At 67.2% G+C, this 21,478-nt stretch carries 21 protein-coding genes, 1 tRNA gene and 1 pseudogene; 13 read left to right on the top strand and 10 right to left on the bottom strand.

From position 1 onward, the window contains the following. Positions 1-2: 2 nt before the first annotated feature. The gene (gene argS, locus ACYVII_RS03915; protein WP_460531290.1) at positions 3-1,682 is read right to left on the bottom strand and encodes an arginine--tRNA ligase; all 1,680 of its coding nucleotides are present in this window, start codon (positions 1,680-1,682) and stop codon (positions 3-5) included. Between the two features lie 228 nt (positions 1,683-1,910). On the opposite strand from argS, the gene ACYVII_RS03910 reads away from it, so the two are divergent. The 3 genes from ACYVII_RS03910 to ACYVII_RS03900 all read left to right on the top strand — a co-directional run bounded on the left by ACYVII_RS03910 (position 1,911) and on the right by ACYVII_RS03900 (position 4,217). Further along, a complete protein-coding gene (locus ACYVII_RS03910; protein WP_460531287.1) occupies positions 1,911-3,311 on the top strand; it encodes an HNH endonuclease signature motif containing protein in 1,401 nt (466 codons plus the stop codon). Positions 3,312-3,495: 184 nt separating this feature from the next. After that, a complete protein-coding gene (locus ACYVII_RS03905; protein ID WP_460531284.1) occupies positions 3,496-4,089 on the top strand; it encodes an RAD23 family protein in 594 nt (197 codons plus the stop codon). A gap of 55 nt (positions 4,090-4,144) precedes the next feature. After that, positions 4,145-4,217 (top strand) — tRNA-Arg (locus tag ACYVII_RS03900). A 266-nt stretch (positions 4,218-4,483) separates the two neighbouring features. Here ACYVII_RS03900 and tyrS read toward each other — a convergent pair. Both tyrS and ACYVII_RS03890 read right to left on the bottom strand, forming a co-directional pair. After that, the gene (gene tyrS, locus ACYVII_RS03895; protein WP_460531281.1) at positions 4,484-5,788 is read right to left on the bottom strand and encodes a tyrosine--tRNA ligase; all 1,305 of its coding nucleotides are present in this window, start codon (positions 5,786-5,788) and stop codon (positions 4,484-4,486) included. 272 nt (positions 5,789-6,060) lie between these two features. Beyond that, the gene (locus ACYVII_RS03890; RefSeq protein WP_460531278.1) at positions 6,061-6,813 is read right to left on the bottom strand and encodes a hypothetical protein; all 753 of its coding nucleotides are present in this window, start codon (positions 6,811-6,813) and stop codon (positions 6,061-6,063) included. A 163-nt stretch (positions 6,814-6,976) separates the two neighbouring features. Here ACYVII_RS03890 and ACYVII_RS03885 point away from each other — a divergent pair, with 163 nt between their 5' ends. Then, positions 6,977-7,558 (top strand): TetR/AcrR family transcriptional regulator, encoded by a 582-nt coding sequence (locus tag ACYVII_RS03885; RefSeq protein WP_460531276.1) that lies wholly within the window; start codon positions 6,977-6,979, stop codon positions 7,556-7,558. On the opposite strand, the gene ACYVII_RS03880 is transcribed toward ACYVII_RS03885, so the two are convergent. Beyond that, entirely contained in the window at positions 7,548-8,387 is an 840-nt protein-coding gene (locus tag ACYVII_RS03880; protein WP_460531273.1) for a DUF3097 domain-containing protein, read from the bottom strand. The two genes, ACYVII_RS03885 and ACYVII_RS03880, sit on opposite strands and share 11 nt — an antisense overlap. Positions 8,388-8,458: 71 nt before the next feature. Here ACYVII_RS03880 and ACYVII_RS03875 point away from each other — a divergent pair, with 71 nt between their 5' ends. From ACYVII_RS03875 to ACYVII_RS03850, 6 genes and pseudogenes are all read left to right on the top strand, one after another. After that, a complete protein-coding gene (locus tag ACYVII_RS03875; protein WP_460531270.1) occupies positions 8,459-9,451 on the top strand; it encodes an SDR family oxidoreductase in 993 nt (330 codons plus the stop codon). Positions 9,452-9,608: 157 nt separating this feature from the next. Continuing rightward, positions 9,609-10,253 (top strand): annotated as a pseudogene (locus ACYVII_RS03870) (NADPH-dependent F420 reductase); the annotation flags it as partial. A 40-nt stretch (positions 10,254-10,293) separates the two neighbouring features. Continuing rightward, on the top strand, positions 10,294-11,151 hold the full coding sequence (locus ACYVII_RS03865; RefSeq protein WP_460531267.1) for an arginase family protein: 858 nt from the start codon (positions 10,294-10,296) through the stop codon (positions 11,149-11,151). A gap of 52 nt (positions 11,152-11,203) precedes the next feature. Further along, positions 11,204-12,664, top strand: a complete 1,461-nt coding sequence (locus ACYVII_RS03860; protein ID WP_460531264.1) for a dihydrolipoyl dehydrogenase family protein — start codon at positions 11,204-11,206, stop codon at positions 12,662-12,664. Positions 12,665-12,674: 10 nt separating this feature from the next. Continuing rightward, positions 12,675-13,106 carry a Fe-S oxidoreductase gene (locus ACYVII_RS03855; RefSeq protein WP_460531261.1) on the top strand — a complete coding sequence of 144 codons (432 nt, stop codon included), beginning with the start codon at positions 12,675-12,677 and terminating at the stop codon, positions 13,104-13,106. Then, a complete protein-coding gene (locus ACYVII_RS03850; protein ID WP_460531258.1) occupies positions 13,103-13,966 on the top strand; it encodes a Rossmann-fold NAD(P)-binding domain-containing protein in 864 nt (287 codons plus the stop codon). Before ACYVII_RS03855 ends, ACYVII_RS03850 begins: the two co-directional genes overlap by 4 nt. Before the next feature lie 149 nt (positions 13,967-14,115). Here ACYVII_RS03850 and ACYVII_RS03845 read toward each other — a convergent pair whose 3' ends face one another. Then, the gene (locus tag ACYVII_RS03845; RefSeq protein WP_460531256.1) at positions 14,116-14,589 is read right to left on the bottom strand and encodes an SIP domain-containing protein; all 474 of its coding nucleotides are present in this window, start codon (positions 14,587-14,589) and stop codon (positions 14,116-14,118) included. Positions 14,590-14,613: 24 nt separating this feature from the next. Further along, entirely contained in the window at positions 14,614-16,062 is a 1,449-nt protein-coding gene (locus ACYVII_RS03840; RefSeq protein WP_460531253.1) for an amidase, read from the bottom strand. Positions 16,063-16,247: 185 nt separating this feature from the next. Between ACYVII_RS03840 and ACYVII_RS03835 the strand changes: the two genes are divergently transcribed. Genes ACYVII_RS03835 through ACYVII_RS03825 form a run of 3 tightly spaced genes read left to right on the top strand, consistent with a single transcriptional unit; the run spans position 16,248 to position 18,297 of the window. Further along, positions 16,248-16,610: a GntR family transcriptional regulator gene (locus ACYVII_RS03835; protein ID WP_460531250.1), complete on the top strand. Its 363-nt coding sequence runs from the start codon at positions 16,248-16,250 to the stop codon at positions 16,608-16,610. Beyond that, positions 16,607-17,533 carry an ABC transporter ATP-binding protein gene (locus ACYVII_RS03830; protein ID WP_460531247.1) on the top strand — a complete coding sequence of 309 codons (927 nt, stop codon included), beginning with the start codon at positions 16,607-16,609 and terminating at the stop codon, positions 17,531-17,533. The genes ACYVII_RS03835 and ACYVII_RS03830 overlap by 4 nt, the downstream gene beginning before the upstream one ends. Continuing rightward, positions 17,530-18,297: a hypothetical protein gene (locus tag ACYVII_RS03825; protein ID WP_460531244.1), complete on the top strand. Its 768-nt coding sequence runs from the start codon at positions 17,530-17,532 to the stop codon at positions 18,295-18,297. Before ACYVII_RS03830 ends, ACYVII_RS03825 begins: the two co-directional genes overlap by 4 nt. Positions 18,298-18,508: 211 nt before the next feature. Here the strand turns inward: ACYVII_RS03825 and ACYVII_RS03820 are convergent, their stop codons facing one another. From ACYVII_RS03820 to ACYVII_RS03805, 4 genes are read right to left on the bottom strand one after another with little or no spacing between them, the layout of a single operon-like run. Beyond that, positions 18,509-19,090 (bottom strand): GNAT family N-acetyltransferase, encoded by a 582-nt coding sequence (locus ACYVII_RS03820; RefSeq protein WP_460531241.1) that lies wholly within the window; start codon positions 19,088-19,090, stop codon positions 18,509-18,511. A gap of 48 nt (positions 19,091-19,138) precedes the next feature. Beyond that, positions 19,139-19,828, bottom strand: a complete 690-nt coding sequence (locus ACYVII_RS03815) for a uracil-DNA glycosylase (protein WP_460531238.1) — start codon at positions 19,826-19,828, stop codon at positions 19,139-19,141. 38 nt (positions 19,829-19,866) lie between these two features. Further along, a complete protein-coding gene (locus ACYVII_RS03810; RefSeq protein ID WP_460531235.1) occupies positions 19,867-20,619 on the bottom strand; it encodes a type 1 glutamine amidotransferase family protein in 753 nt (250 codons plus the stop codon). After that, the gene (locus ACYVII_RS03805) at positions 20,616-21,416 is read right to left on the bottom strand and encodes an SDR family oxidoreductase (protein ID WP_460531232.1); all 801 of its coding nucleotides are present in this window, start codon (positions 21,414-21,416) and stop codon (positions 20,616-20,618) included. The genes ACYVII_RS03810 and ACYVII_RS03805 overlap by 4 nt, the downstream gene beginning before the upstream one ends. Positions 21,417-21,478: the final 62 nt, after the last annotated feature.

The following is a 21,478-nucleotide window of genomic DNA, read 5'->3' as shown; positions in this document are numbered from 1 at the left end:
CCTCACATGCGCTCGGGAGCCGACACTCCCAGCAGGCCCAGTCCGTTGCGAATCACCTGCCCGGTGGCGTCGTTCAGCCACAGGCGGGTGCGGTGCAGGTCGGTCACCGGCTCGTCGCCGAGCGGGATCACCCGGCAGTTGTCGTACCACTTGTGGTAGAGCCCGGCGGCCTCCTCGACGTAGCGGGCGACGCGGTGCGGCTCGCGCAGCTCGGCCGCCATCGCGACGATGCGCGGGAACTCCTGCAGCGCACCCAGCAGCGCCGACTCCGTCTCGTGCGTGAGCAGCTCGGGGGCGAACGCGCTGCGCGTCACTCCAGCCGCCTCCGCGTTGCGAGCGACCGAGCGTGTGCGGGCGTGTGCGTACTGCACGTAGTACACGGGATTGTCGTTGCTGTGCTTGGCGAGCAGGTCGAGGTCGATGTCGAGCGGTGAGTCGCTCGAGGAGCGCACCAGGGCGTAACGGCCGGCATCCACGCCGACGGCGTCGACGAGATCGTCGAGCGTGACGATCGTTCCTGCCCGCTTGCTCATGCGCACCGGCTCACCGTCTTTGAGCAGGTTCACCATCTGGCCGATGAGCAGTTGCAGGTTGACGCCCGGTGTGTCGCCGAATGCAGCGGCCATCGCCATCATGCGACCGACGTAGCCGTGGTGATCGGCGCCGAGCATGATGATGTTCTGATCGAACCCGCGCTCGCGCTTGTTCAGGTAGTAGCCGAGGTCTCCCGACATGTAGGCGGGTTCACCCGTGCTGCGGATGATGACACGGTCTTTGTCGTCGCCGAACTCCGTCGTGCCCAGCCAGATGGCGCCGTCCTTCTCATAGACATGCCCCAGCTCGCGAAGGCGCTGCACAGCATGGTCGACGGCTCCGGATTCGTGCAGGTCGTTCTCGTGGAAGTACACGTCGAAGTCGACGCCGAAGCCGTGCAGCTTCTGCTTGATCTCGTCGAACATGAAGTTCGTGCCGAGGTCGCGGAACACCTCCTGCTGGGCGGCACGGTCGAGGGATGCCAGGTCGCCGTCGTATGCGGCCACCACCTTCGCCGCGATGTCGCCGATGTATGCCCCGCCGTAGCCGTCCTCCGGCGTCGGTTCTCCGAGGTAGCTGGCGAGGAGGCTGCGGGCGAAGCGATCGATCTGCGATCCGTGGTCGTTGAAGTAGTACTCACGCGTCACGTTCGCGGCCTCGGCCTGCAGAATGCGGGCGAGGCTGTCGCCGACCGCGGCCCATCGGACGCCGCCCATGTGGATGGGACCTGTCGGGTTCGCCGAGACGAACTCGAGGTTCACGTTCACGCCGCGGTACAGGTCGCCGTGGCCGTACTCGTCGCCCGCGTCCACGATGGTCTTGGCGAGCGCGCCGGCAGCGGCGGCATCCAACCGGAAGTTGATGAAGCCTGGACCGGCCACCTGTGCCGAGGCGACGCCGTCGAGCCTCTCGGCCTCGTGCGCGATCTCCTCCGCGAGCTCACGGGGATTCGCCCCGAGCGGCTTCGCCAGTCGCATGGCCGCGTTCGAGGCCCAGTCGCCGTGCTCGCGGTTCTTGGGTCGCTCCAAGCGGATGTCCGCGCGCACCAGAATCGGCTCGGTTTCGGTCGCCCCCCGCTCGCCGCGTCGACGGTCCACCACGCGCGTGACGATGGCGTACAACTGGTCGGCGAGCTGATCGGGATTCACGACGGCCAAGTCTATCGGCCGAGGTCTGGGCAGCCGGTGCAGCGAGAATCGACGTGCATCGCATGCCCATGAGGCACTCACAGACATGAGTCAGGTTCATTGTCGATCCGCGCGTGACGCCTTGCCGTCTTTCCGTCCACAGGGTTCGGGTTGGGTGGTTATCCACAGGCAAAAGGCCAGGTCGCAGGACGGTTCGGAATGTCGGTGGTCGGGTTTAGCGTCGAAGACATGAACGATGAAGGACTGCCGGATGCTGGGCTGGAGGCCCAGCTGTGGTGGGTGGATGCCATCGACGAGTCCTCGCTCGTCGACGACTCCGACCGGTCTTCGTTCCGTAACGCGTCCGGCGCTTCCTCGCCTGCGGAACAGTTCGTGTCCTCGGCGATCACGGTGTCGGGTGAGGAGGCGATCCGGTTCGCTCTGGATGATGCGGTCGGCTCGCAGACGATGGTGAACATCGAAGCGGCTCGGCAGATGTTCGCGATCCGGGAAGCGTTCCAGTTGGCGGGTGAGAATCCGCGGATCTACGTCCCGGTGGGGATCACGGAGCGTGACCCGAAAGCGGATGAGGTGGATTTCGCTCTCCGGTCGGTCGCGTTCGATCTCGCGCAGCGGTTGCATGTCAGTGAGAACACGGTGCGGAGCATGGCGTGGGAAGCAGAGGTCCTCACGACGTCGTTGCCGCGGTTGAAAGAACTGTTCGTCAGTGGCCGGATCAGTGTGCAGCATGTCCGCGCCGCCGTGGATGCCTCGTCCGGGCTGTCGGATGCTGCCGTGTTCGCGACCTACGACGAACGCCTGGCCGGGATCGCCGAACGGGTGACCCCGGGCGTGTTGGGTCGCCGGGCCCGCCTGTTGCGGGAGCGCCTGTGTGCGGACACCCTGGAGCAGCGGCATGAGGAGGCCAGGAAGCGTCGCCGGGTGTGTGTGGAACCGGCCGAGGATGCCATGGGGTGGTTGTCCGTGTACGGGCCGGTGCTTCAGCTCGCGCAAGCCGAAGCCCGACTCACCGCCGAGGCACGCCGGCTGCGTGCCCTGCCCGGTGAGAACCGCACCCTGGACCAGCTGCGTGCCGACCTGACCCTGCAACTCCTCACCACCGGCGGCACCACCCGCGACGGCACCACCACCAGCCACGGCGACGGCGACGCAACGGGTGTCGCACCGGTGAAGACCGGTGTCCAACCGTTCGTGCTGATCGACGCGGACGGCCGGTTCGCCGAGCTCCTGGGCTACGGTCCGATCCCGCCCAGTGTCGCCGGGAAAGCGTTACGGGACGCGCCCTCATTCCGGAAAGTGCTCGCCGACCCGATCCGGCCGGCACAGTTGAATCTCGACACGAAACGGTACCGTCCCACCCCGGATCAGCGGACCTGGCTGACGTTGAAGTACGGGCTGGATGAGGACGCCGCCCCCTACCTCCCGGTCGGCGTCACCACCGGTGCCGAGATCGACCACGTGATCGAACGACAACACGGCGGACCCACCAACGTGACCAACCTGGCACCGCTGAAACCCCGGCTCCACCGGCTGAAAACCGTCACGAGGATCCGGTTGGACCCGAAACCCGACGGCGGCATCCGCGTCCGCACCCCCACCGGATACGACAGCGACCCACCACCCTTCTAACGGCACGGATCTCCGTCGAGCACAACGGCTTCGTTGCCGAGAACCTGAGCGCAGACCCAGACTCGCACTTGCTAGTCTCGTCGGCACGCGTCCCCCACCGCCGTCGGAAGCATCCTTTATGCCTTCAGCTCGTCCCTGCAGTCGATCAGTGTCTCCTCTTGCGCGCCTTGCTCGGCAAGGTTCGGTGCGGGTTGCCGCTGCAACCGTGCTCGCGGCATCCGCTCTGCTGCTTGCCGGATGTCAGGGCTCACCGTCACCGAGCGCCACGGCGACCGGGTCGGCCCGGGCGTCGGCATCCCACGCGCCCGCATCGACGCCGAAGGCATCCTCGACGCCGAAGCCCAAGCCCACTCCGGTCACTCTGACGTGCGATCAGGTGCTCACTTCCGCCCAGCTCTCCGCACTGGTTCCGCCGCTCTCCCCCGTGTCGGGATTCAAGCCCGACAAAGGAACGGATGCCGCCAAAGCCGTCTCGTACGCCGGCGTCGCCTGCGGTTACGGGAACGCGTCGACGGGTAACACGGTCGCGGTCGCGATCGCACGTCCGGCGCAAGCAGATCTCACCGAACTGAACAACAAGGCGATCACGAGCAGCCATGTGGTGCCGACCTACGGCGTTCCGCCGAAGGTGATGGGCTACTTCACCGTGGATGCGTCGGTCGGTGTCGCGCAGGCCTTCACCGGAGGCTATTGGGTGACAGTCAGCTCGAAGGACTTCATCGAGCCGGGCGCCGCAGCTCCCGTGATGGCCGACGTGCTGGGCAACCTGCCTGGTTGAGGCCCGCCCGGTTGAATCGGGCCCGCGATCGGATGCTAGCCTTGACGGGCACTGAGCCCCCATAGCTCAGGGGATAGAGCGTCTGCCTCCGGAGCAGAAGGCCGAAGGTTCGAATCCTTCTGGGGGCACACCCTGCGGCTCTCACACGCACAATGGAGTGGGAGGGCGCATCGTGCAGGATTCAGCGGAAGAACGCGACAGATCGCTCATCCAGCCGGTCGCGGACGAGGGCGGCGACGCTGCCTGCTGGCTCAGTCACGTGTGTACGGAGTGCGGCGCTCTCGTCGAGGGAAGCACGGCCACCCCATGCTGGCGTTGCGGCGCGATCCACGATCCGAGCGCGTGACCGCCGCGCCCGAACGTCTGCGAGCGTGAGCTGGTGCCGGGCAGCGACTCAGCGCTGATCGGCTTGGCGCAGCTTCCGAATATCATCCGCTGTCATCTCCGGGGCATCTCCGTCGAGCCACAGCAAGCCCTCGCGCTGCACGCGCGCGCTGTCGCGCAGACGAGTTCGCGCCCAGTCCCGTTTTCCAGTGCGAACAAGGCTTCCGTCACTGATCGTGAGCTGTTCTTCGGGGTTGACGACGAGGCATCCGTCGACGCGAACCGCCTCCTGGGCCAGCAGGCGCCGCCGAGCCGACTGGCTAAGCTCGGGCCGGACGAGATTGAGCAAGTCGAGCACTGCGATCGTGTCCGTCGGGACGACAATGTCGCGAATGTCGCCGGGTACAGCGCCACCGGAGAAGACGCTCAGGAACGCTTCGCGCTCCCTCTGGGCCGCTGCGATCCCGTGGTAGCGCTCGACGACCGCGGCTGCCACAGTCAGCTTCGCATCTCGGGCAGCCCGCCCACCTTCTCTCACCGCGGCTTCCAGTTGCTCAAGGTGCTCGTCACCGAGGGTCGTGTATGCCTGCGCCCAAGCGCTAACCAGGTCGTCCGAGAGACTCATCATCTTGCCGAACTTGTCGACCGGGGTATCGGTGAGCGCGACGTAGTTGCCTAGCGACTTCGACTGTTTGGGGCCGCCGTCGAGCCCAGGAGTGATGACGGTGGTGATGATTGCCTGGGGCTGTGCTCCAAGGCGCTGTTGGTATTGGCGCCCCATCATCTCGTTGAACAGCTGGTCGGAACCGACGATGGTCAGGTCGCTGTTCATGGCGAAGCTGTCGTACCCCTGAAGCACCGGGTAGGTCAGCTCATGCAGAGCAATCTCGCGCCCCTGTCGGATGCGCTCGCGAAACATGTCGCGCGCCATGAGCTGCGCCTGGGTGGTCATGCTGAACAGGCCGAGGAGCTGTGTGATCGGCATTGACCCGAACCACTCAGAGTTGCGTCGCACCTCGAAGACCCCAGGATCGGTGTCAAGCACGATCGAGACCTGCTCAAGGAACGCCTGTGCATTCTCCTCGATCGCCTCGCGGGCAAGCACGGGGCGAGTCTCGCTCTTGCCGGTCGGGTCGCCCACCTGCGTCGTCAGGTCGCCGAGCAGAAAGACGACCTTATGACCTCGCTCCTGCAGATGCCGCATGAGCCAAAGGTTCACAGCGTGACCGAGATGCAAGTCGGGCGCAGTCAGATCGACGCCGTATTTGATCCTCAGCTGCTTGCCGCTTTCCAATCCGCGCCTGAGCGCCGCTTCATCAACGATCGAGTCGATCGTTCGCCACATCGGACCGAGAACGTCATCCGCGCGCGACATTCGCTTTTCCTCTCCATCAAGCGAGAGGGATAGACGGCCCAGAGCCTCCCGCGGATACACGAAAGGCAAGGACGATCGTCCTTGCCTTGGGCTCTGACCAGATTCGAACGCGCGTTATGCGGCTCCGGCTCTGACCAGAGCCGGGAGATACACGGAAACACGCGTAACCATGGCCAAAACGGTAGCACGCGACCATCCATCTCATCGTTCGTGAGGTCGCCACGAGCATGTCCGAATGCCAACTTCAGTTCGTCACTACACAGCCCGAAACCCTACGTGTACTCGACCTGCGAGGCCGGGCTCGGTAAGCCCGGCCCCGTCGTGCTGAGGCGTCGCAATGCGACGAGATCGAAGATGTGCAGCGCGATAGACAACGGCACTGCAGTGGCGGGGATGAGCACCAGCGGCAACACCGTCAGTTCCGCGCTCGTGGGCGAGACATTGATCAGCTGCGCTGTTGCACTGAGCCCGGTCAATGCGCCCAGGACCAGTGCGACGGTGAGATCGAGCAAGCCGTAGATGTTGAACCAGACGGCGCCGCGGTAAGAGCCTCTCGCAACGCGACGCATGACGAACGGCGCGGTGAGGCCGATCGCGATGTCGCCGAGGCCCGCGGGCAGGGCGAACAGCCATGGAAGACCCCCGAACAGCATCGCCAATAAGAAGATCACGCCCGCAACACGCAGCGCCTGCGGAGCAATCAGACCGGATGCCGCACCTGACCCCCTGAGAGCGCGCGCGACAACAGGTACTCGCGACCAGGCGAGCACGATGGCGAGCCACAGCGCCGCTGCGATCGGCATTGCAACGGTCATCCGTGAGAACACGCCGGCAGCCGCTCCCCAGCCGAGCGCGATCATCCAGCCCACTGCGACGAGGGCCGAGGCGGTCACCGTGGCTGTGGCGGTGCCCAGGCTCGTGCCATTCGCGCGTGCGCCGCTGTACCCGACCACGAGTGCGGCCGCGGGGATGCCGAGCACCGGCACTGCGACCAGGACGAAGAAGAATCCGGGCAGCGATGTCATGAGCAAACCCTCACCTGGACGTGATGTTTCATACCGAACATGATGTTCGACTATGCTCGATATGATCCCAGCCCGACAGAGTCAATCGGACTGTGTCGTCGCTTTCCGAACGCACCAGCGAATCCGTCCGGAAACCGCGAGCGGTCGGGACGAAGGAGAAGGCATGCCGATCGTCGTGGAAGACCGCAGAGTGCGGCGGTCGAAGACCCTGATCAGCCATGCGTTCACGGAGCTCGTGCTCGAGAAGGACTACGGGCAGGTGACCGTTCAGGACATCATCGACCGCGCCGACATCGGCCGCTCGACGTTCTACGCGCACTTCCGTGACAAGGAGTCGGTGCTGCTCTCCTGCTTCGGCGAGGTCGAGGCGGCATTGGCGAGCACGCCCTCCGGAACCTCAGCACCGGCAGCAGCGTCCACTCCGCCGCGCGTGCTCCTGGATCACGCCTGGGACCATCAACGCGTCTACCGGGCAATCTGCGCGAGTTCGGCGAGCGGTATCGTCCAGCGCCACCTTCGCCGCATCCTGCTCCCCGTTCTCGACCGCTTCCTGCCCTCTGCAGGCAAAAGTGACGAGACCGCGATCGCACGCGAGTTCTACCTCAGCGCCGTCATCGGTGTGCTCATCTGGTGGGTGTCGACAGATTTCCGGGTCGCTCCGGCCGACGTCGCCGACGAAATCCAACGGCTGGCGGCGAGCGGACTATGGCAGGAAGCCGGCATCGATCCTCTGCTCACTCGCTGACGAAGTCGATGAGCTCCTCAACACGCCCGAGGAACGCAGGCTCGAGATCACGGTAGGTCGACACGGTGGAGAGGATGCGCTTCCACGCCCTGGCGATGTCCGCTTGGTCGCGATGCGGCCAGCCAAGAGACGCGCAGATTCCCTTCTTCCACTCGATGTTCCTCGGGATCTGCGGCCACGCCTTCATGCCCAGTCTTTCCGGCTTCACCGCCTGCCAGACATCGATGTACGGATGCCCGACGATCTTCACGTGCGCGCCGTGCGGCCCGCGGGCGACGGCATCCGCGATCCTGCTCTCCTTGGAGCCTGTCACGAGGTGGTCGACGAGCACACCAATGCGCTTGCCGGGCCCCGGCCGGGTCTCGTCGAGGATGCCTGCCAGGTCGTCGACGCCGCCCAGGTACTCGACGACCACACCCTCGACCCGCAGGTCGTCGCCCCACACCTTCTCGACCAGCTCGGCGTCGTGCCTGCCCTCGACGAAGATGCGGCTGGCGCGGGCGACGCGCGCCGGCACATCCTTCACCGCCAGCGAACCGGAAGCGGTGCGCACCGGCCCCTTCGGCTTGGCCGCCTGCGGTGCCACGAGCACGACGGGTTTTCCGTCGATGAGGTAGCCGCTGCCGAGCGGGAAAGCGCGCACCTTGCCGAAGCGGTCCTCCAGCTGCACGAGCCGGTTCTCGATTCCGACGATCGCGCCGGTGAATCCGGTGTCGGCCAGCTCGACGACGAGGTCGTTCTCGGCCGCCACGGTCTTCGGCTGCTGGATGCCCCTGGCACGCCAGTTGCCGGAGAGCACGTCGGATCCATATGGGTCGTCGAAGGTCACCGGTACACGGTACGAGGTGCCGGCCAGGTCTGGAGCGAGACGTGCCGAGGCATCCCTGCCAGGATCGATGCATGGCTTCGAAGACGATACTTTTCATCGGCGGCACCGGCACCATCAGTTCGGCGTGCGTGGCGCGTGCCGTCGCACATGGGGCATCCGTGACGGTGCTGAACCGGGGCGAGTCCCACCTGCGCCCGCTGCCGGACGGTGTGGAGGAGCTGCGTGCAGACATCCGCGACGCCGCCTCCGTGGATGCCGTGCTCGGCTCACGCGAGTTCGATGTCGTCGCGGAGTTCCTCGCGTTCACGCCAGAGCACGTTGCCGCCGACATCGCACGGTTCGCGGGGCGCACGGGCCAGTACGTGTTCATCAGCTCAGCCAGCGCCTATCAGACGCCGCCGGAGCGGCTGCCGGTCACGGAGTCGACTCCGCTGCGGAACCCGTTCTGGACGTATTCGCAGAACAAGATCGCGTGCGAGGACCTGCTTGTGCGCGAGTACCGCGAGAACGGGTTTCCGGCCACGATCGTTCGGCCCTCGCACACGTATGACCGCACCTCCATCCCGACCATGGGCCACTGGACCGACATCGCCCGCATGCGCGCGGGCAAGCCGGTCGTCGTGCACGGCGACGGCACGAGCCTGTGGACTATCACCCACAACACCGACTTCGCGGTCGCGTTCCACGGGCTGCTGGGCAACCCGCTCGCGGTGGGCGATACGTTCCACATCACCGGCGATCACGCACCGACCTGGAACCAGATCTACACCTGGCTCGGCGAGGCAGCCGGGGTGCAGCCGGTACTCGCGCACGTGGCATCCGACACGATCGCGCGCCTCGAGCCCGACCTCGGTCCCGGGCTCATCGGCGATAAGGCGAACTCGATGGTGTTCGACAACAGCAAGGTGAAGTCGCTCGTGCCCGAGTTCGCCACGACCGTCACGTTCGATCGGGGTGCGGCGGAGATCGTCGAGTGGTACGACGCGCACCCGGACCGGCAGCACTTCGACCCCGACCTGGACGCCTCGTTCGAACGGATGCTCGTGACGATCCCCTCCGCCTGACGAGTTCCTGCCGTTCATAACTCCTGCAATTCCCTCGGTGACCGCCCTCGGCGATCCCGATAGCGGGCGCAGGCGGATCGATGGATCAAGCGGCACCACCGAGTTGCAGGAGTTATGAACATGGCGGAGCGGGAATGAAGCTCGTGCGCATCCGGTTGCCGCTGCCATGACGACCATCGGACTCATCGGAGCAGGACACATCGGATCACAGATCGCCCGCCAGGCGGTCGCGCACGGGTATGACGTGGTGGTGAGCAACTCCCGCTCGCCCGAGACACTCGCGGACCTCGTGGCCGAACTCGGTGAGCACGCGCGGGCAGCGACAGCGGCCGAAGCGGCACAGGCCGCGGACATCGCGGTGGTCACCATACCGTTCAACGCGATCGAGAAGGTGCCGGCCGAACCGCTCGCCGGCAAGCCGGTCATCGACACGAACAACTACTACTGGGAGCGCGACGGGCACCGGCCAGAGCTCGACGACTTCAGCGAGACGAGCTCCGGTCAGCTGCAGCGCCACCTGGCGGGAGCACACGTGGTGAAGGCGTTCAACCACATCTTCGCCTCCGCGATCACCGAGGAAGCCCAGGATGCCGGCACTGCGGACCGACGCGCGCTCGCGATCTTCGGCGACGACGCAGCGGCCAAGCGCACCGTCTCCGAGTTCATCGACACGATCGGATTCGACGTGGTCGACGGCGGATCTCTCGACGAGAGCTGGCGCATCCAGCGCGACACCCCCGGATACGGACCGCGGATGACCGCGGACGAGCTGCGCGCAGCCCTCGCCGCGGCGACGAAGTGACGCGCCGGTCTCGAGCAGAAGCGGGGCTAATCTGAACCCCGTGCCGACTCGCTTTCTGATCGTCCCTCAGTGGCAGGGGTCCAGTTCGTCGCGGGCGATGCAGTTGCTGGACGGCGCGACGGCCATCGCCGGCGACCTGCCGGCATCCGCCACCACGACCGTCGACGTGCCGATGGAGGCCGGCGAGTCGCTCGGCACGGGCGTGCACCGAATGTCGTCGATCGCCGCGATCCGGGATCGCGCGCTCGCGGCGCTCACCGAGCTGTCCGCGATCGGCGACGGCACGATCGTGACGATCGGCGGCGACTGCGGGGCGGAACTGGCGAGCGTGGAGCACGCCGTGGCATCCCGCGAGCAGGGCAGCGTCGCGCTCGTGTGGCTGGATGCGCACGCCGACCTGAACACGCCCGAGACCTCGCCCTCCGGCGCGTTCCACGGCATGGTGCTGCGCGCCCTGCTCGGCGAAGCGCCTGAGCCGTTGGCTGCGACAGGATCCGCGAAGCTGTCGCCGGAGACCGTCGTGCTGGCCGGAACGCGGGAACTCGACGACGGCGAGGCGACGTACGTGGATGAGGCAGGCATCCGGATGCTGTCGCCGGACCGCCTGCACACCACCGACTCGCTGGTGTCCGCCGTGGAGGCGACCGGCGCCACCGCGGTGTATGTGCACATCGATCTGGACGTGCTGGACCCTGGTTCTGTCTCGGGCGTGCAGTTCCCGGAGCCGTTCGGGCTCACGCCCGACGAACTCGTGGCGGCGATCCTCGCCCTACGCGGCCGTTTCGAATTGGCCGGGGCCGGCATCATGGAGTTCGCGCCGCGGAGCCCGGATGCCGCCTCGGACGACCTGCCAGTGATCCTGCGCATTCTCGGCGCGCTCACCAAACAGAATCCGTAGGGCGTCACTCTTCGGCGGTACATGCTCGGGAGCGCGCCGATAGTCTGCCCAAATGAGCGAGATCGAATACGACGTCGTCGTCATCGGCGGCGGTGCGATCGGTGAGAACGTCGCGGACCGCGCCGTGCAGGGCGGGATGCGCACCGTGCTGGTGGAGTCCGAACTGGTCGGGGGCGAGTGCTCGTACTGGGCGTGCATGCCTTCGAAGGCTCTGCTGCGCAGCGGAGCGCTGTTGCGCACGACGCGGAACGTGGACGGCGCGAAGCAAGCCGTCGCAGGCGACCTCGATGTGGCGGCCGTGCTGCGTCGACGGGACAAGGTGACCAGCCACTGGAAAGACGACGGCCAGGTCGAGTGGCTGAACGGCGCGCACATCGATCTCGTACGGGGCCACGCCCGCCTGGCAGCGCCGAAGCGCGTCGAGGTGACCGGCGCAGACGGCGGGATCACCACGCTCGTCGCCAAGCGCGCGGTGGCGGTGTGCACCGGATCCGCGTCGATGCTCCCCGATGTCCCCGGCCTGATCGACGCCGATCCGTGGACCAGTCGCGACGCGACGAGCGCCCAGGAGATCCCGTCGTCGCTGGCGATCGTCGGCGGAGGTGTCGTCGCCGCCGAGATGGCCACCGCGTACGCCGGATTCGGCGTGGACGTGACGGTGATCGCGCGCAGCGGGCTGCTGGGCAAGAACGAGCCGTTCGCGGGCGAGCTCGTGCAGCAGTCCCTCGAGGAACTCGGAGCGAAGGTTCTCATCGGCGTCTCTCCCGTGCGGGTCACGAGGGATGAGACGGATGCCGTCACCATCGAACTGGACGACGGCGGCCGGGTCGCGGCCGAGGAGGTGCTGGTTGCCACCGGCCGCGTTCCGCAAACCCAAGACCTCGGGCTCGAGAACGTCGGTCTGACCTCTGGCGACTGGCTGAAGGTCGACGACTCGATGCGGGTACTCGATGCCGACGGGGATGTGCTCGACGGTGCGGGCGAGGATGCCTGGCTGTACGCCGTCGGCGACGTCACGCACCGCGCACTCCTCACCCACCAGGGCAAGTACGACGCCCGCATCGCCGGGGACGCGATCGCGGCCCGCGCCGCGGGCAGGACGCTGTCGCTGACGCCGTGGTCCACCTACGCCGCAACCGCCGACCATGCAGCAGTTCCGCAGGTGACGTTCACCGATCCCGAGGTGGCATCCGTGGGGCTGAGCGCCGCGGAGGCGGAGAAGGCGGGCATCCGCACCAGAGTCGTCGACTACGACATCTCGCAGGTGGCCGGGGCGACGATCGCGAGCGACAGGTACGTCGGCAAGGCGCGCATCGTGGTCGACGAGGATCGCAAGGTTCTGGTCGGCGCCACGTTCGTGGGGCTCGAGGTGGGCGAGCTGCTGCACTCGGCCACGGTCGCGATCGTGGGCGAGGTCACGATCGACCGGCTGTGGCACGCGGTGCCGTCGTATCCGACCCTCAGCGAGGTGTGGCTGCGGCTGCTCGAGTCGTACGGCCGCCCCACCGAATGATCCCGCCGGCATGAGCACCGCGCCATCGCATGCGCGCCGTCTCGCGCGGTCGCTACGCGCGGCGCTCAGCGAGTACCGGCGCCTGCCGAGACTGTTGCTGGTCGACTCAGCGCTGTCCGACCTCGGTTACCGCTATGCCACCGCCGTCGGTTTCGTCTGGGGCTTCCTCTGGAGTGTGGGCCGCGTCGAGCGACGCGAGGGACTGTGGGTTTTTCGTGAGATGCCGCGTCGCACCTTCGGTAGAGGAGGCTCCTGCGTCGGCGGCTGCTACTTCACCGACCACAACGTCACTGACGACGTGCTCGAGCACGAAGCCGTGCACAAACGACAGTGGCAGCGATACGGCATGCTGTTCCCGGTGCTGTACGGGCTTGCGGGACGCGACCCGCAGCACAACCGATTCGAGATCGAGGCGGGCCTCGAGAAGGGCGGATACCGGTGAGCGACCACGAGCCGGCGGAAGGGCGAGCGCGCACGATCGTGATCTCCGGTGCCAGTTCGGGCATCGGCGAGAGCGCCGCGGCAACGCTGGCGCAGCAGGGCGCGCACGTGGCCGTCGTCGGCCGCAATGCGGAACGCACTCGGGCGGTGGCCGACAGGATCGGCGCGGATGCCTTCATCGCCGATTTCGAACGGCTGGATGACGTACGCCGGCTGGCATCCGAGCTGCTCGACCGTCTCGAACGCATCGACGTGCTCGCCAACAACGCCGGAGGGCTCTACCACGAGCGCGCGATGACCGTGGACGGGCACGAGCGCACGATCCAGACCAACCACTTCGCCCCGTTCCTCCTCACGCACCTGCTGCGCGATCGGCTGGTGGAGAGCGCGAAGGATGCGTCGGTCCGCGTCGTCAGCACGGCAAGCATGGCCAACACGTTCGGATCGCTCGACCTCGACGACCTCGACTGGGAGAGGCGTCCCTGGCGTGGCGGATGGCAGGCGTACGGCACCTCGAAGCTGGCGGACATCCTCTTCGCACGGGAGCTCGGCGAGCGCCTCACCGGCACCGGCGTGACCGCGTACTCGTTCCACCCGGGAACCATCGTGACGCGCTTCGGCGGGCAGTCGCCGCTCATCCGATTCGGCAACCTCGTGACCGGCGGACGATACGGACGCACCGCCGACAGCGGCGCTGGACCGCTCGTCGCACTCGCCGGCGCCCGCACGGTGGGCGAACCGACCGGCACCTACTTCGACCGCTTCACCGCGAACGGCCGCGTGAACAAGCAGGCCCGCAATCCGCAACTCGCACGTGACCTTTGGACGGCGACGGAGCGCATCCTCGGCCTTCAGCGCTAGCGCCCCCCTCGCGCCGAGAGCTCAGGATCCCAGAGGTTCCGCCACCCTGGAGAACAGGCAGGAAAGCGCCTTCCACGCGAACGCAGGCAGATCTTACCTGTTTTCGCGTGATGTGCCTGCGTTGCTGTGTGCTACTCGCGGCGGGATGCTCAGTGTCGGTCAGCGCCGTGCCGCAGTCCGTACCGCTCCGGAGCCGCGATGTGATCCTCGGGCATGCCGACCGCGCCGGCCAGCACCTCATACACTTCGCTCACGCCGCGGAAGTCGCCGGTGAGGATCGCCTGCGTGTCGCCCGGCCCGTCGCACAGCATCTCCGCCGTCCAGGCGCGCACGGCCCGCCGCAATGCCTGACCGGGTGCACAGCCTTCCCCGGTGCCCGGTCGGCCGCCGCGAACGGACCGCGGCAGCCACGTCACCGTCATGCGCATCGGCACCTGGAGCGGGAAGACATCCTTCGGCTCCGCCACCTCGACGAAGACCCGGCCCTTCGCGCACAGCGGAAGCAGCGCGAGCTGGCTCTGCAGTTCGGCGAGCGATGTCTCATCCGCCGTCACGAGGAACTGCACGCGGTCGTCCCGGTGCGCGGTGGCACCGGTGTGAGCGGAGTGTTCGGGCTGGTACATGGTGGTTCCAGTATAAGGCGAGCCTTACCTAAGGTGTGCTGAGGGCGCATCCCACACGGGTGGCCGGCGGTCCTGCCAGCGGATGCGCCGCTGCAGCTGCCCTCCGAGCGAAAGCAGCACGGCCTCTCCCCCGGGTCTGCCGATCAGCTGAACACCCATGGGAAGCCCCTCGGATGTCTGCCACACCGGCAGCGTTATGGCCGGCAGTCCGCTCACGTTGAGCATCGACGTGAACGGCGTGTACTGCACCTGCTGAGCGAAGTTGCGTTCGGCATCCTCCACGTCGTACCAACCGAGCGGACGCGGAGTCATCGCCAGCGCGGGCGTCAGCACCGCGTCGAACGAGGACAGCTGCCGAATGAGCGAGCGCTCGTACGCGGTCAGCGCGGCGAGCGCTGCGCCCAGTTCGCGCGCACCCACTGCCCTGCCCTGCTCGACGAGCCAGCGGGTGAGCGGCTCGAGCAGTGCCATCGCCTCGCCGTCCGCGGGGATGCGTGCTGCGCCCGCCTTCCACAGCGTGATGAACGCCGGCCCGTACGTGGGGTCGGGGGTCAGGGCGGCCTGCTCGATGCCGTGCCCGAGCGCCGCGAACTCGTCGGCGGCGCAATCGAGTGCGGCGAGCGCATCCGGCTCGAGCTCGATCTCGTAGTCGAGGTCCCACGCGCTCGTCGTCATCACGCCGAGCTGATAACGACCTTCGCCGCGCACGGCGGCGCCGAGGAATGCTGTGTCGTCGCCCGGCGCCGCCACCGCGAACCGGTGGTCGACCCGCCCGTTCTGGCGCGCGATCATGCCGTCGAGCAGCAGAGCCGCGTCCTCGACCGTGCGCGCGATCGGGCCGTCGACGACGAGCCCGCCGAGCGATTCGAGACCGCTGCCGGAGGGCACCCTTCCGCGCGACGGCTTCAGCCCGACCAGCCCGCACGCCGCAGCGGGGATGCGAATCGACCCACCACCGTCCGACCCCGGTGCGAAAGGAAGCATCCCGCTCGCCACGGCGGCCGCCGCTCCGCCGCTGGAGCCGCCGGCGCCGCGCTCAAGATCCCACGGTGTGCGGACCGGTGGCGCGACCAGCGTCTCGGTATAGCACGGAAGCCCGAACTCCGGAGCACCGGTCTTGCCGAGGCTGACGGCGCCCGCGGCATCCAGGTCTTGCACGATCTCGTCGGATTCCTCGGGCACGTATCCGGTGAGCAGCCTCGATCCGAAGCCCGTCGGCACGCCGGCGCGCTGCCACAGATCCTTGTCGCCGATCGGCAGTCCCCACAGCGGCGCGGACCGGGGAACGGATGCCTGCACCCGCTCCGCCCGCTCGCGCGCGGCATCCGCGGTGACGGTCACGAACGCTCCCACCACCGGGTTCAACGCCTCGATGCGCGCCAGGTAGTGGTCGGCGAGTTCGAGCGGCGTCATCTTGTCGCGCTGCAGCAGGTTCCACTGGTCGAGAGCGGTCAGCTCGTGCAGCTCGGTCATCCCCCGAGCCTATGGTGGCCGGCCTCCCCGGTTCATAACTCCTGCAGAACGTCGCCGGGGTCGTGCATCACCCAGCGTTCGCGCGCAGCCGTCGAGACTGGCGCCGGTTTTGCAGGAGTTATGAACGGAGCGTTGACAACGCTTCGTGGGTTAGTTACTGTACTAGTGAACCAACAAGGAGCGCCGTGATCGACGAGGGCAAGCCGATCTTTCAGCAGATCGCTGAGCAGATCGAGAACGACATCATCTCCGGCGCGCTGCCGGAGGAGAGCCAGGTGCCGTCGACCAACGAGTTCGCAGCGTTCCATCGGATCAACCCGGCGACGGCCGGCAAGGGTGTCGGCATGCTCGTCGACGACGGCATCCTCTACAAGAAGCGGGGCATCGGCATGTTCGTGTCGTCCGGTGCTCGCGAACAGCTGCTGGCGAAGCGACGCGAGAGCTTCAGAGCCGACTTCGTGCTTCCGCTCGTCTCGGAAGCGAAGAAGCTCGGCATCTCGCCGGCGGAACTCAACAACCTGATCACTCAAGAAGGAGAAGCATCGTGACCGATACGGCCACCCCCGTGGTCGAGGTCGACGGCCTCACCAAGCGCTTCGGTGACGTCGTCGCACTCGACGACGTCACGCTGAGCGTGCGATCGGGCGCCATCACGGGCCTGCTCGGGCGCAACGGCGCCGGCAAGACCACACTCATGCAGACCATCACCGGGCAGGACTTCGCGAGCTCGGGCACGATTCGCGTGTTCGGCGAGCATCCGGTGGAGAACGCGAAGGTGCTCTCGCGCATCTCGTTCATCAAGGAGAGCCAGAAGTACCCCGACGAGTTCAAGCCGAAGCACGTGTTCGCCTGCGCGCCCTGGTTCTACGAGAACTGGGACGCGGACTTCGCCGCTCAGCTCATCGACGACTTCCAGCTTCCGGTGAACCGCCGCATCAAGAAGCTGTCCCGCGGACAGCTCTCGGCGGTCGGCGTCATCGTCGGGCTCGCCGCCCGGGCGCCGCTGACGTTCTTCGACGAGCCCTACCTCGGGCTGGATGCCGTCGCGCGGCAGATCTTCTACGACCGTCTCATCGCCGACTACGGAGAGCACCCGCGCACGATCATCCTGTCCACCCACCTGATCGACGAGGTGGCGAACATCCTCGAGCACGTCGTCGTCATCGACAAGGGCCGCATCATCATGGACGAGTCTGCGGAGTCGGCCCGTGAATCGGCGACGACCGTCGTGGGTCCGCGTGCGGCCGTCGACGCGTTCGTCGCGACCCGCAAGGTGCTGCATCGCGAAGGCGTCGGCGGGCTGGCATCCGTGACTGTCGAGCGACTGGATGCCGACGAGCGCCGGGATGCCGTCGCCGCCGGTCTCGAGCTCGCCCCCGTCTCGTTGCAGCAGCTCATCGTTCGTACGACCAACTCGACCGCCACCGAGTTCGCCGAATCCGCTTCGGCCATGAATGGAGTCCGGTCATGACCGTCATCAGCTCGCCCGCGGCCCTCGTGGATGGCGCCGCCGTGCCCAGCGCGGGTCGGCGCGTCTGGAATGTCACGCGACTGCACTTCGCGAACCGGTTCAGCATGATCGCGCTGCCGTGGATGGTCCTCGGGTTCATCTACCTGGTGAACATCGTGATCTGGATCTCGATATTCTCCGCAACGGGGAAGCCGCTGGAAGGCACGCAATGGTCGGGCTCGACCTTCTACTTCTACGTCTACTTCGGTGTCGTGGCGGTCCAGGCAATGAATCTGACCTTCCGTTTCGCGATGGGCCTGTCGGCCACCAGACGCGATTACTTCCTGGGAACCTTGCTCGCGTTCGTCATCCTGGGCGCCATGATCACGATCGTGTGCACCGTGCTCTCGTATGTGGAGGAGTGGACACACGGGTTCGGCATGAACGGGCACATGTTCAGTAACGTGTACTTCGGCTCGGGACCGTTATGGCAACGGCTGTTCACCTGCTTCGGCGCGTTCCTGTTCTGCTTCGCGCTCGGGTCCATTGCCGGAAGCGTATTCGTACGGTGGCGGGTCAACGGGCTCTACCTGCTCGGCGCCATCGTTGCGGTGCTCAGCGTGGCGTTCGTCGCCACTGCGACGCTGGCCGGCTCATGGCCCGCGGTGGGCCAATGGTTCCTGCAGATGCGCACCGTCGGCGTGGTCGCGTGGTCGCTTATTCCCACCGTCATCGCCGGAGTCGCTGGATACTTCGTGCTGCGAAAGGCGCCGTCCCGGGCCTGACAGGCATCCACCGCTGCGAATTGGACGAGGCCTGCCGCATCCATCCCGGATGCCGGCAGGCCTCGATTCGTACAGCGCCTTATCGACCACCCGTTCGGGCGACCATCGGCGGAGGTGAGATCACTGTATGACCGGCCACCGGCATCCGTCAGGGGGTTGTCACGGATTGATAACGACGATGGGGCGAATCCATAGGAACGGCGTGCACAAGCTAGTCCTTGAGGCTCTTCTGCATGAGGACCGTGCCCAGCCATCTGCCGAACTTGTAGCCCACGTGGCCCATGCTGCCGATCTCTTTGAAGCCGAACGCCTTGTGCATGGCGATGGAGGCATCCGCTCCCTGGTCGGCGATCACGGCGATCATCTCCTTGAGACCCGCCTGCTTCGACCGCTCGATCAGCGCCTGCATGAGCACCGTGCCGAGCCCCTTGCCGGTGGATGCCTGCCCCAGGTAGATCGAGTTCTCCACCGTGAATCGGTACGCCTTCTTCTGCTTCCACGGCGTGACGAGCGCGTAGCCGAGGATCTGCCCGTTCGGCGACTCGGCGACGAGGAACGGCATGCCGAGCTTCGTCAGGTAGGCGTACTTCGACTTCCACTCCTTCAGCGACATGGTGTCTTCGTCGAAGGTGACCGTGCTGTTGGTGACGTAGTAGTTGTAGATCTCGCGCACGTGCGGAAGGTCGCTCGGCCGGGCATCCCGCAGCTCATACGTGAACGGGGGCTCCGGGGCCTCGGGCCTCCGAAGGTGCGGCGGCAGCACCCGGCGGGTCTCGTATTCCTCTTCCAGCACGGCGACCAGCGTAACCGCCGGTTGTTGCACCTCTGTTTCAGGTCTGCTTCATCCCAGCGCCCAGTCCACCGGCTGTCCGCCCTGCCGCACGAGCAGCTCATTCGCCCGGCTGAACGGCTTCGAGCCGAAGAACCCTCGGTCGGCCGAGAGCGGGCTGGGGTGGGGAGACGTGATCACCGGGGTGGTGCCGAGCAGGGGCCGCAGACCCCCGGCATCCCTCCCCCAGAGGATCGCCACCAGCGGAGTGCCGCGGGCCACGAGCGCACGGATCGCGTGCTCGGTCACGCGCTCCCAGCCCACGCCGCGGTGCGACGCAGGCGCTCCGGGACGCACGGTGAGCACTCGGTTGAGCAGCATGATGCCGTGCTCGCTCCACGCGGTGAGGTCGCCGTGGTCGGGCGTCTGCAGTCCGATGTCACTGCGCAGCTCGCGGTAGATGTTCTGCAGGCTGCGTGGTATCGGCCGAACGTGCCGCTCGACGGCGAAGGAGAGGCCGATCGGATGCCCGGGCGTCGGGTACGGGTCCTGCCCGACGATGAGCACGCGCACGTCGGCGAGCGGATACCGGAACGCACGCAGCACGTTCGCCCCGGCGGGCAGATACTGACGCCCGGATGCCACCTCGTTGCGCAACCAGTCACCCATCGCGGCGATATCGGCCGCGACGGGCTGGAGCGCCTCGGCCCACCCCGGATCCATCGAGCCGTCCGTGGCCAGCTCGGCGAGTGTCTTCGCCATCTACCGGGGGCTCCCCGCTGCGCTGCCCGTCGTGCCCGTCACCGCATGCTCCGCACGAGCACGCCGCGGTCGTCCTTGGTCACCGCCCAGACCGTCCCGGCACCGCTGGCGCGCAGCGGCCCCGATCCCACCGCGAGCACCGTGGCCTCATCGATGGCGATCACCTCGTCGACCGCTCCGGAGTCCACGGCGGCGATCGCGCGGGAGAGATTGCCCCACTGCACGGCGTGCACGTCGACCGTGACGTCGATCAGCCCGAGACCCTCCTCGATCGTGAGCTCGTCGAGGTCTTCGGCGGCATCCTGATCCACGATCTCGATGCCGCCGATCAGCCATCCGCCGAGCAGCGCGCGATCCGGAGCGATCATCGCGCCGGCCGAGAACCCGAGGTAGGGCACGCCCGATTCCACCTGGCGACGGATGTGCGACGCCAGCGGAGCGAACGCGCTGAGGTAAGCGGGTGTGAGGCCGCCGCCGACCAGGATGCCGTCGGCACCGTCCAAGGCGGACGACGGCATCAGTTCGCCCTCAGCCACGACCGTGGCCGTCAGCTCGACCGGCCGCTCGCCCGCCACGCTCTGCACGACGGATGCCAGCGTGATGCCGTGACCCGGGTGAGCATCCTCGCGCACCGTGAGGACCACGATGCGGGCCGGGCGTGCGTCGCCGTCGGATGCCTGCGCCGTACGGTGGGCCGATGCGGCTCTCGCGAGCGCTTCCGACACGAAGCCCCCGTAGACCGCTTCTTCCGATCCGTCTCGGAAGCCGCCGCCGACCAGGAACACGCTCATCGGCTTCCCTTCTCGTCGTCCTTGCCCGCCACGCGCAAGGGACCGCGGTGGAAACGGTACGACGCGGCCTGCGCCACAGGTTTGACGACGATCAGGTCGAGGTCGACGTGCGGCGGCCGCTCGAGCGCGTCGACGATCGTGTGGGCCACGTCATCGGCAGTGAGCGGCTCAGGCACGTTCGCGTAGACCGCATCCGCGCGCTCCTTGTCGCCGCCGAACCGCGACAGCGAGAACTCCTCGGTCTGCACCATTCCGGGCGCGACCTCGATGACGCGCAGCGGCTCCCCGTTCAGCTCCAGCCGCAGCACCTCGGTGAGTGCGTGCTCGGCGAACTTCGCGGCGTTGTAGCCACCTCCGCCGACGTAGACGTTGTGCCCAGCGATCGACGTGACGTTGAGGATGTCTGCGTGCCCGTCGGCATCCGCTGCCTCGCGCAGCAACGGGAGGAGGGCGGAGATCACGCGCTTGGTGCCCAGCACGTTCACGTTGTACATCCACGCCCAGTCATCCACAGACGACGTCTCGATCGAGTCGAGCCCCCGGGCGCCGCCCGCGTTGTTGACGAGCGCGTGCACACCGCCGACGGATGCCACGTGATTGCGCAGCGCATCGACGTCAGCCTGCACCGTGATGTCGGCGGCGAACGCCTCGGCTCCGGTCTCCTCGGCGAGGGCCTCGAGACGCTCTGCGCGGCGCGCGACGGCGACCACCTCCCATCCGTGCGCTCGCAGCAGGCGAACCGTCGCCTCGCCGATTCCCGTGCTCGCTCCCGTCACCACTGCCCGTCTGGATGCCATGCCCACCATTCTGGCCGCCGGAACACCGACGTCTGCAACCGACGGCCGAGACGGCCGTCGCT

Source organism: Humibacter ginsengiterrae, assembly GCF_054780115.1.
Note: the sequence above shows the minus strand (reverse complement) of the source record. Positions and strands in the feature narration are given on the sequence as shown.